Origin of the sequence: Variovorax boronicumulans (assembly GCF_009811375.1) — a bacterium.
In the GTDB taxonomy this organism is placed as follows: Bacteria; Pseudomonadota; Gammaproteobacteria; order Burkholderiales; family Burkholderiaceae_C; genus Variovorax; species Variovorax boronicumulans.
In genome coordinates this window covers 4037362-4049804 of the sequence record NZ_BKDH01000001.1, presented here as the reverse complement: position 1 = coordinate 4049804, position 12443 = coordinate 4037362, and the positions used below count along the sequence as shown (strand labels likewise).

General features: G+C 66.6%; 14 protein-coding genes. 7 read left to right on the top strand and 7 right to left on the bottom strand.

What is annotated here, in order from left to right:
* Positions 1 to 6: 6 nt before the first annotated feature.
* From flgL to VHAB30_RS18615, 3 genes are all read left to right on the top strand, one after another.
* Positions 7 to 1218 (top strand): flagellar hook-associated protein FlgL, encoded by a 1212-nt coding sequence (flgL, locus tag VHAB30_RS18625; RefSeq protein WP_159278093.1) that lies wholly within the window; start codon positions 7 to 9, stop codon positions 1216 to 1218.
* Positions 1219 to 1366: 148 nt separating this feature from the next.
* A complete protein-coding gene (locus VHAB30_RS18620; protein WP_159278092.1) occupies positions 1367 to 1990 on the top strand; it encodes a pentapeptide repeat-containing protein in 624 nt (207 codons plus the stop codon).
* A gap of 184 nt (positions 1991 to 2174) precedes the next feature.
* Entirely contained in the window at positions 2175 to 3233 is a 1059-nt protein-coding gene (locus tag VHAB30_RS18615) for a hypothetical protein (protein WP_159278091.1), read from the top strand.
* 23 nt (positions 3234 to 3256) lie between these two features.
* On the opposite strand, the gene kdsA is transcribed toward VHAB30_RS18615, so the two are convergent.
* Positions 3257 to 4108 (bottom strand): 3-deoxy-8-phosphooctulonate synthase, encoded by an 852-nt coding sequence (gene kdsA, locus VHAB30_RS18610; protein WP_159278090.1) that lies wholly within the window; start codon positions 4106 to 4108, stop codon positions 3257 to 3259.
* Between the two features lie 168 nt (positions 4109 to 4276).
* Between kdsA and VHAB30_RS18605 the strand changes: the two genes are divergently transcribed.
* Entirely contained in the window at positions 4277 to 4879 is a 603-nt protein-coding gene (locus VHAB30_RS18605) for an SMI1/KNR4 family protein (RefSeq protein WP_159278089.1), read from the top strand.
* 10 nt (positions 4880 to 4889) lie between these two features.
* Here VHAB30_RS18605 and VHAB30_RS18600 read toward each other — a convergent pair whose 3' ends face one another.
* Positions 4890 to 5747: a LysR family transcriptional regulator gene (locus VHAB30_RS18600; RefSeq protein WP_159278088.1), complete on the bottom strand. Its 858-nt coding sequence runs from the start codon at positions 5745 to 5747 to the stop codon at positions 4890 to 4892.
* Positions 5748 to 5830: 83 nt separating this feature from the next.
* On the opposite strand from VHAB30_RS18600, the gene VHAB30_RS18595 reads away from it, so the two are divergent.
* Complete coding sequence (locus VHAB30_RS18595; RefSeq protein WP_159278087.1) at positions 5831 to 6208, top strand: tautomerase family protein; 378 nt, start codon at positions 5831 to 5833, stop codon at positions 6206 to 6208.
* A gap of 135 nt (positions 6209 to 6343) precedes the next feature.
* On the opposite strand, the gene VHAB30_RS18590 is transcribed toward VHAB30_RS18595, so the two are convergent.
* Complete coding sequence (locus VHAB30_RS18590) at positions 6344 to 7531, bottom strand: alpha/beta fold hydrolase (protein WP_159278086.1); 1188 nt, start codon at positions 7529 to 7531, stop codon at positions 6344 to 6346.
* A gap of 234 nt (positions 7532 to 7765) precedes the next feature.
* Between VHAB30_RS18590 and VHAB30_RS18585 the strand changes: the two genes are divergently transcribed.
* Entirely contained in the window at positions 7766 to 8821 is a 1056-nt protein-coding gene (locus tag VHAB30_RS18585; protein WP_159278085.1) for a sensor histidine kinase, read from the top strand.
* The gene (locus VHAB30_RS18580; RefSeq protein WP_159278084.1) at positions 8818 to 9612 is read left to right on the top strand and encodes a LytR/AlgR family response regulator transcription factor; all 795 of its coding nucleotides are present in this window, start codon (positions 8818 to 8820) and stop codon (positions 9610 to 9612) included. Before VHAB30_RS18585 ends, VHAB30_RS18580 begins: the two co-directional genes overlap by 4 nt.
* Before the next feature lie 39 nt (positions 9613 to 9651).
* Here VHAB30_RS18580 and VHAB30_RS18575 read toward each other — a convergent pair whose 3' ends face one another.
* From VHAB30_RS18575 to fliP, 4 genes are all read right to left on the bottom strand, one after another.
* Positions 9652 to 10533, bottom strand: a complete 882-nt coding sequence (locus VHAB30_RS18575; protein WP_159278083.1) for a hypothetical protein — start codon at positions 10531 to 10533, stop codon at positions 9652 to 9654.
* A 110-nt stretch (positions 10534 to 10643) separates the two neighbouring features.
* Positions 10644 to 11441, bottom strand: coding sequence for a flagellar biosynthetic protein FliR (fliR, locus tag VHAB30_RS18570; RefSeq protein WP_159278082.1), 798 nt, complete (start codon positions 11439 to 11441; stop codon positions 10644 to 10646).
* Complete coding sequence (gene fliQ / locus VHAB30_RS18565; RefSeq protein WP_062469313.1) at positions 11438 to 11707, bottom strand: flagellar biosynthesis protein FliQ; 270 nt, start codon at positions 11705 to 11707, stop codon at positions 11438 to 11440. Before fliQ ends, fliR begins: the two co-directional genes overlap by 4 nt.
* Positions 11704 to 12435: a flagellar type III secretion system pore protein FliP gene (fliP, locus tag VHAB30_RS18560; protein WP_390904000.1), complete on the bottom strand. Its 732-nt coding sequence runs from the start codon at positions 12433 to 12435 to the stop codon at positions 11704 to 11706. The genes fliQ and fliP overlap by 4 nt, the downstream gene beginning before the upstream one ends.
* Positions 12436 to 12443: the final 8 nt, after the last annotated feature.

Below are 12443 nucleotides of genomic sequence, written 5' to 3'. Positions count from 1 at the left end.
CCCGCGATGCGCATCAGCACCCAATCCTTCTACGAACAGAGCCTGCAGTCGATGGGCCTGCAGCAGCAGAAGCTGTTCAAGGTCCAGCAGCAGCTGGCGACCAACTCCAAGTTCCTGTCGGCCGGCGACGACCCGGTGGGCGCGGCGCGCGCGCTCGGCGTGAGCCAGACGCTGGCGGAGGGCGCCCAGTTCGCCACCAGCCGCCAGCGCGCGGCACTGGCGCTGTCGACCGAAGAGAACGCGCTCGACTCGGTGACGTCGATCCTGCAGCACGTGAAGACGCTGGTCGTGCAGGCCGGCGGCGGCGGCCTGTCGGACGCCGATCGCGGCTCGCTTGCCACGGCCATCCAGAGCAGCCTGGAGCAGCTCGTGGGCGTGGCCAACAGCGACAACGGCAGCGGCCAGTACCTGTTCGCCGGCTACAAGAGCGGCAGCCCGCCCTTCGTGATGGCTGCCGGCGGCGGCGTGCAGTACGTGGGCGACCAGGGCGAGCGGCTGATGCAGATCGACGTGGCGCGCCAGATGTCGACCTCGGACGACGGCCGCAGCATCTTCCAGTCGGTGCAAGGCGGTGCGGGCTACGTGACCTCGGGCTCACCTGCCAACACCGGCTCGGGCGTGTTCGGCGCGGTGAGCATCACCGACGCCACCGCACCGAACTACGGCAAGGACTTCACCATCCGCTTCACCGGCACCGACTACACGGTGACGACCAAGGACACGCCGCCCGTGGTGGCCGCGAGCGGCCCGTTCACCGCCGGCACCCCGATCTCGTTCGGCGGCGTGCAGATCGCCATCAGCGGCACGCCGGCCACCGGCGACAGCTTCGACGTGTCGACCGCGCAGAACGCCGGCACCGACATCTTCGCGGCCCTGGGCGAACTGGTGACAGCGCTGCGCGCACCGCTCAACGGCGGCGGCGCGGCGGCCCAGGCGCAGTTGCGCAACGCCTTGAGCACCGCCAACGTGAAGGTCACGAACGCACACGACAACGTGCTCACGGTGCTGTCGTCGGTGGGCTCGCGCCAGGTCGAGCTGCAGGCGCTCGACAGCGCGGGTGCCATGAACAAGCTGCAGGAAGAAAGCTACCTGTCGTCGATCGAGGACCTCGATCCGTACACGGCGATTTCCGAGTTCTATCAGCGGCAGTCGTCGCTGCAGGCAACGCAGATGACGTTTGCCAAGTTGAACAGCATCTCGCTTTTCAACTACCTGTGAGTGTGGGGTGGCCAGCGGCTGCGTGCTGGCCACTGGAGGGGAAAAGCCGATCGTCGCGATGGGCGCGGGCAGAATGCGTCGGCTGGCTGCCGTCGATCGTCCGCCTGGCAGCCGCGCACCACACCCACCTTCCTCGGAGAATCGATCCATGGCCGACCGTGCATATGGGGCACCGGCACCTGCGACCCGGACCACGCTGGCTGGAGAGCGCTGGTACGGGAAAGACATCGACCGGCAAACCTACACCGCCGTCCTGTTCAACGATCTGGACATGACGGAGGCCAGAAACACCGGGTCGGTGTTCACCGACTGCACGTTCCGGAGCGCGCGCTTCAATTCGTCGGTCCACACGGATGCGGCTTTCGTCAATTGCACGTTTGTCGCCTGCAAGTTCTTCGACGCCAGCTTCATCGATTGCAAGTTCATCGGCAGCATGTTCGATGGCTGCATGTTCGAGGTGATGAAAGCGGTCGGCGGCGACTGGTCGTTTGCCGGCCTGCCGGGGGCCGACCTGCGCAAGGCGTCGTTCAATGGCACACGGATGCGGGAGGTCGACCTCACGGGCGCACGATGCGACGGCGGCGTTCTTCGCGATGTCGATCTGTCGGGGGCCTGGCTGCACAGCGCCAACCTCTCGCGCTGCGACCTGCGCGGCAGTGACCTGAGCGCACTCGAACCGCAGCACGTGCAGCTCCAAGGCGCAGTCATCACCGCCGTGCAAGCCTTGACCATTGCCGAGGCGCTGGGAATGGACGTCAGGCCGGAGGAATAGAAGCGAGACAGCGCGGGTGCGATGAACACGAGGCAGGAAGCAAGCTGCCTGCCGTTGGCGTGGGATTGCTTCTCCGCTTGCGTTATGCGATGCGGGCCACCGGTTCCCGTGGCCTCCCACAAAAGCGGTATTTCGTTTGCGAATCGGCCGGCTAGATTCAGGCGCCATCCTGGAGGAGAAAAGCATGCCGATCGTTCGCACCCTGGCCCTGAGCGTCTTCCTGCTGGGCACGGCCTTGCCCGCCCTGGCCGCGAACGACGGCACCGACAGCCATTGCGTCATCGGCAAGGACAGCACGCTTTTCAACCAATGCAACTACAGCGTCGACGTCGGCTTCTGCGTCGAGAACCCGCGGCAGACCAAGCACTTCTTCGACAGCTCCGAGGCCTTCCAGTGTCCCAACGGCGGACTCAGCACGCTGGGCCCCGGCAAGAAGGAGGGCAACCTCCTGCACGGCACCGTGCACTGGTGGGCCTGCTCGACCAAGCACCGGGGCACGGGCCGCTGGCGGTACGTGGAAGGACGAGGCTACCGGGGGTACTGCTTCTCCGAGAAGGAGGCGAAGGCCGCGAATCCTGCGCCCTCGCAGCGAACGCGCGCCTCATCTGAAGAATGCAAGGCGCTGCAGCAACGCGCCACGCAGGCCTCGGGCCCAGGCGCGGACCGCGTCCACAACTACACGATGATCGAGTACCTCGATCGCAGCTGCGGCAACCTGACGCCCGAAGACCGCGCGGCCACGCGCAAGGTCTATCAGCAGGAATACGTGCGGCTCGTCTCGGAATGCAGGCATTCGGGCGCGAGGAATTGCGACTCGGCCGCCATGCCGAACGAGGCCGCGGCGCCGGAACGCCCGACGGTCCAGGCGGGCAGCGTTCCCGCGGCGAAAGCCTCCTCGCGCAGCGAACCCTCCGTGGACATGCTGATGTCGCGCTGCTCGGACGCCCTGCGGACCGCCATCGACACCTTCTACCAATCGGAGGTGGAGGCCGACCGCTACTACCGCCGCACGCACACAGGGTCTCGCGAGCGCGTGCAGGGCTGGATGACGGAAAAAGCCAGGGTCGAATACGCCGCAGGCGCGCTGGCCGTTCCGCCCCAGTCGCTGGCCGAGTACCACGCCGGGGCGCTGCAGGAGGCGGCGAGCCGGACCCGGCCGATGGGCAATGGCCTGCACGATCCCCATCGCGAACAGGCGCTCCTGCGGGCCTGCTACATGAAGGCCCGCCTCGACAGCCGCTAGAGGCCCCTGCGGGAGCGTCCTGTTCAGGCGCGGATGTGCAAGGGCGCGAACGACTTCACCAGGTCGTCCAACGCCTTCAGCTGCGTGAGGAAAGGCTCCAGCTGGTCCAGCGGCAGGGCGCTGGGACCGTCGCATTTCGCCTGCGCCGGGTCGGGATGAGCTTCGAGAAAGAGGCCTGCCAGGCCCACTGCCAGGCCCGCACGCGCCAGCTCGGCCACCTGCTCGCGCCGCCCGCCGGAGGCGATGGCGTTCGCCTCGCGTTGCTGGAGCGCATGGGTCACGTCGAAGATGACCGGCAGGTTCCCGGTGACCTTCTTCATGGTGCCGAAGCCGAGCATGTCCACCACCAGGTTGTCGTAGCCGAAGCAGGTGCCGCGGTCGCACAGGATGACGGAGGCGTTCCCCGCCTCCTTGAGCTTCTCCACGATGTTGAGCACCTGCGTCGGGCTCAGGAACTGAGGCTTCTTGACGTTGATGACCTTGCCGGTTTGAGCGAGCGCGACGACCAGGTCGGTCTGGCGGGCGAGAAACGCGGGCAGCTGCAGGACGTCCACCACTTCGGCGACGGGTTTCGCCTGCCAGGGCTCGTGCACGTCGGTGATGACGGGCACGCCGAACGCGGCCTTGACGGCCTCGAAGATCTTCAGGCCTTCTTCCAGGCCGGGGCCCCGGTAGGAATGGATGGACGAGCGATTGGCCTTGTCGAAGCTCGCCTTGAAGACGTAGGGGATGCCGAGCTTCTGCGTGACCCGGACGTATTCTTCCGCGGCACGCAGGGCCATGTCTTTCGACTCGAGGACGTTCACGCCGCCGAACAGGACAAAGCCCTTGCTGTTGCTGACGTGGATGGCGGGGGTGATGGCGACGGTGGTCAAGGCGAGCTCCTCTGAAGTGTCTGTTGCCCGCATTCTCGCGGTTCGGCTTCTGGCCCAGAATGGGCCCCTGGCCACCTACGGCCTGAACCTGCCTGGCCGATAGGGACGGTGCACGACCTCGACGCGGGGCCGGTGCGCCGTGATCCGCGTTAGGCTGCAGCGCACGCCATGAAAGTACTTTTCCCCAATCCCTTCGGCCGCGCGCCAGCCTCCGCGCAGGCGGTCGACGCGCTGCAGCGCCGCCTCGGTTTCTCCGACGCCTACGCCACCTTCCTGCGAACCCAGAACGGCTTCTCGCTGTACGAGATGGAGCAGGCCGGCGACATCGCGGCCTATGTGCAGCCAGACGGCACGGCGAGCAGCGCCTCGCACGCCAACTTCCGCGTGCTCAACAGCTTCGGCGCCTCGGACCCCCACTGCGACCTGGAGACGCTGCAGGCCGAGAGCCTGCTGGCCGACTGGTTTCTGGACATCGGCAGCGACCCCGCGGGCAACCCGTTCGTGGAGGTGCTGCACGGCCGGCACAAGGGCCGTATCGCCAGCCTCGACCACGACCTCTTTGCAGGCAAGCTGGACACGCAGGAGTTCCTGGCCGACATGGAGCTGGCCCACCTCCCATCGCTCAGCCTGGACGCGCAGGCCGATGCGCTGTGCGACGAGGCGCAGGGCCTGGTGTGGTTCCACGCCAGCGGCATGCAATCCTTCCTGGACCATTGCATCCACTGCGACGACGATTTCTGGGGCTTCGTGGTGGACGAACGCGCGCCCTGACGCGGTCGGATCAGTTTCTCGCCACGCTCCTGAACGCCGCAGACAGTGCGTCCACGGCATCCCGCGCCCGAGCCTCCCGGACCCGGGAGTGCAGCAGGACCGGCAGGCGCGGCAGGTCGGGCAGACCGAGCTTCGGCCCCACGTCGACACAGCCCAGGGGCAGCATGCGCGGCGCCAATGCAGCGACCCCCAGTCCGGCCACCACCGCCGCCGCCACGGCCGCGACGCCGCCCCCCACAAACACCTCGGTCCACGGGATGCCGGCCGTGTCCAAAAGCTGCTCCGCCAGCGCGCGCACGCCGCAGGGCTGCGCCATCGTGGCCAGCGGCAGGGGCTCACCCACGCGGTGCTGCCAGCCTGCGGCAGCGAACCAGCCGAAGCGCTCCTGCGTCAGAAGCTTTCCGTCCGTGCGTCCGGCATGCAGCCGGACGATGACCGTGTCGAGTTCGCGTCGGTCGTAGCTCTGGAGCAGATCGCCCGACGAGCCGATCCGGATATCGATCAGCAGTTGCGCGTCTTGCGCGTTCATGCGGGCGATCAGCGCGGGCAACTCCGGTCCTGCCACGTGGTCGCTGATGCCGATGGTCAGTCGCTGGCGGGCGCTCGCAAAGGCCGCCAGCGTGCGATCGTGGACCACCAGGAGTTCCCGGGCATGTCCGAGGAAGGCGGCACCCCGCGCCGACAGCTCCACGTGCCGCGGTGTGCGCTCCAGAAGCCGACAGCCCAGCCTGTCTTCCAGGCGTTTCAGTTTCAGGCTGATCCCTGCCTGCGTGGTCTGCATGACTTCCGCGGCGCGCGTGAAGCTGCCCAGCTCGGTGATGCGAACGAAGGCCTGAACGGCATCGAGATCCAGCGGGCGATCAGTCATGACAAAAGATTGTTATTGAGATAAGTATCAATAGCAAATCCGAATACATAACATCCGCTGTTCCACCATGACCCGGAGCAGCGATGCCCACCATTCACATCTCGATGCGCGCGGGAAAGCCAGAGGCCTACCGGCAGGCGATCTTCGACAGCCTCTATCGCGCCCTGCGCGACACGTTGAACGTGCCGCAAGACGACCAGTTCATGACGATCACCGAGCACGAGGCCGCCAACTTCCGATATGGAGGCGCTTTCGGCGTCGCGCGCAGCGACGATCTCCTGTACATCCAGATCACCGTTTTCAACACGCGCACCGCGCAGCAGAAGAAGGCGCTGTTCCAGCGCATTGCGCAGCTGCTGGCCGAGAGCCCGGGGATACGGCCGGAGGACGTGTTCGTGACCCTTGCCGATGCCCCCAAGGAGAACTGGTCCGTCGGGCATGGGTTGGCGCAATTTGCCTGAGGAATGGCTCCTTCAGCCTCCAAAAGAAAGCCTGCATCCATCGCGCGATCCCAGAAAACTGGCGGACGGAATTTGAAAGAGGCCGGCTTCCTCTTCCCGACCGAACGCTTGCTGACAACGCCACAGACCGCGCGCCTACTTCGCCAGGAGCGACGCAATCGCCGGCCCGGCCAGGCCGATGGTGGCACCCAGTGCATCGGCATGGCCATTGGGACTGTTCATCTCGACATACTCTGCCGGCGTGCCTTGCGCCTTGAGGATCTCCACGGCGCGTTTGGACAGGAGCGGCGGAAAGATCTGGTCCGAGCTGATGCCCACGAACAGCGACCTGGCCTTGATGCGTTCTGGCTTGGCGCTGGGCAACTGCAAGGCCTTCAGCGTGTACAGCCAGCTGTTGGCGTCCATGCCCTTGGCACGCGCTTCGCCGATCTTCTCGAGGGTGGCATCGACCGCAAACTGGTTCGCAGCCGCTTCGCCGGGGTTCTTGCCCGGGTCGGCCCACTTCTGACCGAAGGCCTTGTCGGCCCAGGCGAAGCTGAGCGCGTCGAGCGTGACCAGCCGCATGGCCTGCGTCATGCCTGCCAGCGGCTCGGCCTTGCCGTGGTAGTCGCCGTGGGCCCAGTTCGGGTCCAGCCGCACGGCCGCGCCCCACGAGCTCATCTTGGCGATGGCGTAGGCCGGGCTGTCGACGCCAGGACCCACGATGGACACCAGGCGTTGCACGCGCTCCGGGTAGGCCGAGGCCCATTCCACCGACATCCAGGCGCCGGCCGACGCGCCGGCCACGGCGTAGAGGGTTCGAATGCCCAACGCATCGAGCAGGGCCTTCTGTACCTCCACCGTGTCCCGCGCAGCCAAGACCGGGAAGCGCGAGCCATACGGCTTGCCGGTGGCGGCGTCGATGCTGGCCGGGCCGGTGCTGACGACGGTGGCCGATGCGCGATTGGGGTTGGACAACGCGTCGGTCGCGATGACGAAGAACCGATCGGTGTCGATCGGCAGGCCGGCGCCGATGATCGTGTCCCAATAACCCGGCGCGGCGTCGCTCGCCGCATAACGGCCGGCGGCGTGCGAGGTGCCGGTGATGAAGTGATTGATGAGGATCACGTTGTCTCGCGCCGCATTCAGGCGGCCATAGGTTTCATAGCCGATGCGCACGCCCTTGATGACCTGGCCGTTCACGGTCGTGTAGGTGGGCAGGTTGAACACCTGCTTTTCCACGATGCCGTCGAAGGCCTGTGCGTTCGTGGTGACGATGGCCGCGCAGATGGCGGCCGTGGCGCAAAGCAGCGTGTTCGAAAGAGAAAAAGAAGATCGTTGCATGGGGACTCCCGGGTGGTGAGGCCCGCACTGTCGGCGGCCGCAGCCAGGCGCGCATCCGGTTTGGCGCCCAAACGCCCGGTGGAGGGCATCAACGGTCGTGAGGCGGCATCGAGCGGTCGCCGTTCGGTCCCCTCAAACGACGGCTCGAGGACAAACTCGCCCCCACGGGCCCTCGATCGGTAGCGGCATGGCGTGCCAACCTCTACAGTGGCGCGATGCTGTCGACTGCCGCCCGTGATCCGCGTTGATTCACCGATTCCCGCCCGATGGCTGGGCGCAGCGCGGCTGACGGCCGGCGCGTTCCTGCTGTGCGCGATCGCGGCCGGGCTGCTCTTCTGGGCCGCTCCTGCACTCGAAACGCCGGCGCGTCTGTTCGTCTTCGTCGAATGTGTCGGCATGGTGTTTGTTGCGTGCGTCGCGGTGCTGGGCCGCTTTGGACGACTGCGGCGAATGCAGGCGCTGCCCCGTTGGCTTCTGACCGGCGCGATCGCCATCCCGACGGGGTACTTCGGCGGTCACCTGGTCGCGCTCCTGATCCTGGACGAACCGGTCGGCCGCGTCGTGGGTCATGGCAGCGATTACATGGTGGCCTTCGCCTTCGGCCTGGTGCTGGCCATGTTCGTCCTCTACGTCGCTGCGACGCGTGACCAGCTTGCCAAGGAGGAGGTCGCCCGATCCGACGCCCAGCGCCTGGCCACCGAATCGGAGCTGCGGCTGCTGCGCGCGCAACTCGAACCCCACATGCTGTTCAACACACTGGCGACTCTGCGCTCGCTCGTCGACGAGGACCCGCGACAGGCCGAGCGCATGATCGACCAGCTGATCGTCTACCTGCGCAGCACGCATGCAGCGTCACGCGACGAGGTGACGACGCTGCAGTCGGAGTTCGCCCAGCTGAGGGCGTACCTCGACATCATGTCCTTGCGCATGGGCCCCAGGCTGGCCTACCGACTCGACTTGCCCGCCGAGCTGGAGCGGATCGCCATCCCGCCGATGCTGTTGCAGCCGCTGGTCGAGAACGCCATCAGGCACGGCCTGGAGCCGAAGTTGGGCGCAGGGGGCGTCGAAGTGCTGGCACGTTCGATCGAGGGCGGCATCGAGGTCACTGTGGACGATTCCGGTCTGGGCTTGTCGCCGCACCTGCCCGCCTCGGGTGGCGACGAGGTCTGCGGGGCCGGACTGAAAAATGTGCGTGACCGTCTCCAGACCCGCTATGGCTTGCGTGCGTCCCTGTCTCTGCAAGCGCGATCGCCGTGCGGCGTTCGCGCGGTCGTGAGGATTCCATCGTGAGCGCGTGGCGCGGCGTGATTGCCGAAGATGAACCGGTGCTGTCGCGAACGCTGCAGCGCTTGTTGCACGAAGCCTGGCCCGAGCTGGAGATCGTGGGCGTTGCCGACGATGGCCTGAAGGCGATCGAGCTGGCACAGACCCTGGCGCCCGATGTGATGTTCCTGGACATCAAGATGCCGGGAAAGACAGGCCTGGAAGTCGCCGAGGCCGTCGCTGACGAGTGGCCCGACGACCAGGCCGAACCGCTCTTCGTGTTCATCACCGCGTACGACAATTTCGCGATCTCGGCGTTCGAGCATGCGGCGATGGACTACATGCTCAAGCCGGCGACGCTCGAACGCCTGCAGGTCTGCGTACAACGCCTGAAGCACAGGTTGCACGAACGCGCCCGGACACCGGCGGCCGGTGGCATGGCGGCCCTGATGGAGCGCGTGCAGTCGATCACCGATCCGGCGGATGCACCCGAAAAGATCAAAGTCATCCGCGCCGGCGTCGGCAACACCGTGCGGATGATTCCGGTCTCGGAGGTGATCTGCCTGGAAGCCGCCGAGAAGTACGTCAATGTCGTCACGGCCCAGGGCGAGGCGCTGGTGCGCATGAGCCTGCGCGATCTGGTGTCGCGGATCGACGCCGCCGACTTCACGCAGGTGCATCGCGGCGTGCTCGTCAACATCCACAGCATCGTGAGCGCCACCCGCGACGAGAACGGGCGCTACAGCTTGTCGGTGCGGGGTCTGGCGCGATCGCTCAAGGTCAGCCGTGCGTTCGGGCACCTGTTTCGCGCGATGTAGCGGCAGCGGGCTCGTGGATGGACGGGGCCAGGGCCGGGCTCATCGTCTCGGGGCGCGCAGCCTCGCAATGCCGAAGCCCAAGGCCACGGCGACGCACAAGAATGCCAGCACGGCCAGCCAGGTGGATTGGGTGAAGTAATAGGCGCCCAAGGCCGCACCCGCCGCCACGAAGGCGCCCAGCCATTCCAGGGCGGGGTCGAGCCAGCTCTTCGCAGCGTGCGCCTTGGGTTCCGCGAACGCGCGATCGTGTTCGTCGATCTGCTGTGTTGTTGTCGGCGGTCTGCGGGCCTTCCGTTGTCGCGGGTCGGGGAAGTGTTCTCGCAACGCCGGCGTGGGCCAGGCGCCATCGCTGGATGACGCGAGGCCGCTCAATGTCCAGACCGGGTCCACATCGTGCCTCGCAAGATCCGACATCAGGCTTTCGAGCGCCTTGCCGTTGTGGAGACCGTCGATGTCCTCAAGATCGGCGCGCAGCCATGGCTCGGCGTCGGCCGCATCCGGCAAGCCAGAGGTGCGCAGCAGGAGGTAGTCCCCGAAGTGCTGCGCGATCAGTGCTTCAAAGGACGCGTAGATCGGGCGGTAGCGTTCTCCGACAGCGCCGAGGATCGCTTCACGCCGTGTCGTCAACCGCGCAACCGCTGCGGCCTTGTCAATGACGAGGTAGGGGTAGGTCGCGTCGGCGCCGAAATCCTCGATGCATTCCTCGCGGTCGACGGCCGAGGCTTCGTCGTCGATGTCGTATTCGTCGATGAAGCGCGCATGCCGGATGTCGCTGGTGCTGAAGAGTGCCCGCCAGAACAGCGGGAAGAACGCGTTGGCCTCCAGCTCCGCGCCATGGCCGAAGAAGCTGCGCCATTCGTTGCGGCTGCCTTCCGGCATCCGGGGCAGGGAGGAGCTGGACAGATAAATGGGGTGTGACATGCGCGACCTTCCGTGTTGCGGCCGGAATCATCTTAGTAGGAGTGGCGCGTCATCCCGTGACCCTGCTGTCCTTCAAACCAGCGGACTGGCCGCAAGCAGCCCTTCACCCCTCAGCGCCGCAACCCCTGCGTGAACCGCAGCATGTTCGAGAGCGACTCCGCAAACCGCGGCTCCAGAAACGCCGCCAGGTGCGGCATCAGCAGCTGCAGCATCACCAGCCCCGCCAGCAGCGTGAGCGGAAAACCCACCGCGAAGATGCTGAACTGCGGCGAGGCGCGGTTCAGGATGCCCATGGCGAGGTTGAGCGTGAGCAGTGCGGTGATCAGCGGCAGCGCCAGCAGCAGGCCGCTTGCGAAGATGTCGCCGCCCGCGAGCACCAGGAACATCCAGCCGCCGGCCGCCAGCGGTGCGTCGGCGATGGGCAGCGTGTGAAAGCTCGCGGCCAGTGCCTCCAGCATGAGCAGGTGGCCGTCCAGCGCCATGAAGATCAGCATCGCCAGCATGTTCAGCAACCGCGACACCACCATCGTGCTGCCGTGGCTCATGGGGTCGAAGAAGGACGCGAACGACAGGCCCATCTGCAGGCCGATGTACTCGCCCGCGGCCAGCACTGCGGTGAACACGAGTCGCATCGAGAAGCCCATGGCGGCGCCGATCAGCACCTGCTGCACGATGATCCAGAGGCCGCCCGCCGACACCACGGGCACCGCCGGCAGCGGCCCGATCGTGGGAGAGATCACCAGCGTCAGCACGGCGGCGATGCCCACCTTCACCTGCCGCGTCGCCCAGGGCTCGCCGAACACCGGCGCGGTGGAGACCATGGCCAGCATGCGAACGAAGGGCCAGAGGAAGGCCACCAGCCAGGCCTCGAGCTGGCCCGAGGTGACGGAGAAAACCGAGGGCGTCACGCCAGCATCTGCGGGATGCTGGCGAACAGGGCGCGCATGTAGTCGAGCATGCGGTCGAGCATCCACGGCCCGGCGATGACCAGCGTCGCGAACACCGCGAGCAGCTTGGGAATGAAGGACAGCGTGGCCTCGTTGATCTGCGTGGCCGCCTGGAAGATGCTGACCACCAGGCCGATCACCAGCGCCACCAGCAGCAGCGGCGCACCCAGCAGGAGCGAGATTTCCATGGCCCGGTGGCCCATGGTCATGACGGATTCGGGCGTCATAAGTAGAAGCTCTGCGAGAGCGCGCCGATCAGCAGCTGCCAGCCGTCGGCCAGCACGAACAGCATGAGCTTGAAGGGCAGCGCGATGGACGCAGGCGGCACCATCATCATGCCCATCGACATCAGCACGCTCGCCACCACGAGGTCGATGATGAGAAAGGGAATGAAGATGGTGAAGCCGATCTGGAACGCCGTCTTCAGCTCGCTGATGACGAAGGCCGGCAGCAGGATGCGCAGCGGCACGTCTTCGGGCCCCTGCATCTCGGGCGCCTTGGCGAGCCGCGCGAACAGCGCCAGGTCGGTCTCGCGCGTCTGCTTGAGCATGAAGGTCTTGAAGGGCGCGATGCCGCGCTCCAGCGCCTTCTCGGCGCTGAGCTTGCTTTCCGAGAAGGGCACGTAGGCCTCGGTGTAGGCCTTGTCGAACACCGGCGACATCACGAAGAAGGTGAGGAACAGCGACAGCCCCACCAGGATCTGGTTGGGCGGCGAGGTCTGCGTGCCGATGGCGGTGCGCAGCAGGCCCAGCACGATGAGGATGCGCGTGAAGCTGGTCATCGACAGCAGCAGCGCGGGCAGGAAGGTGAGCGAGGTCAGCAGCACCAGCGTCTGCACGCTCAGCGACCAGGTCTGGCTGCCGCCGGGGCCCGGCGTGCTCGTGAGGCCGGGCAGGCCTTGGGTCCATGCGACGGCGGGCAGCGTGGCAGCGAGCAGCAGCAGGGCGGTGCGCAGGCCGCGGT

Excerpts from the sequence above, each read along its gene's own strand:
- flgL (WP_159278093.1), top strand. The coding sequence starts at position 7 with ATGCGCATCAGCACCCAATCCTTCTACGAACAGAGCCTGCAGTCGATG.
- VHAB30_RS18620 (WP_159278092.1), top strand. The coding sequence starts at position 1,367 with ATGGCCGACCGTGCATATGGGGCACCGGCACCTGCGACCCGGACCACG.
- VHAB30_RS18615 (WP_159278091.1), top strand. The coding sequence starts at position 2,175 with ATGCCGATCGTTCGCACCCTGGCCCTGAGCGTCTTCCTGCTGGGCACG.
- VHAB30_RS18605 (WP_159278089.1), top strand. The coding sequence starts at position 4,277 with ATGAAAGTACTTTTCCCCAATCCCTTCGGCCGCGCGCCAGCCTCCGCG.
- VHAB30_RS18600 (WP_159278088.1), bottom strand. The coding sequence starts at position 5,747 with ATGACTGATCGCCCGCTGGATCTCGATGCCGTTCAGGCCTTCGTTCGC.
- VHAB30_RS18595 (WP_159278087.1), top strand. The coding sequence starts at position 5,831 with ATGCCCACCATTCACATCTCGATGCGCGCGGGAAAGCCAGAGGCCTAC.
- VHAB30_RS18590 (WP_159278086.1), bottom strand. The coding sequence starts at position 7,531 with ATGCAACGATCTTCTTTTTCTCTTTCGAACACGCTGCTTTGCGCCACG.
- VHAB30_RS18575 (WP_159278083.1), bottom strand. The coding sequence starts at position 10,533 with ATGTCACACCCCATTTATCTGTCCAGCTCCTCCCTGCCCCGGATGCCG.
- fliQ (WP_062469313.1), bottom strand. The coding sequence starts at position 11,707 with ATGACGCCCGAATCCGTCATGACCATGGGCCACCGGGCCATGGAAATC.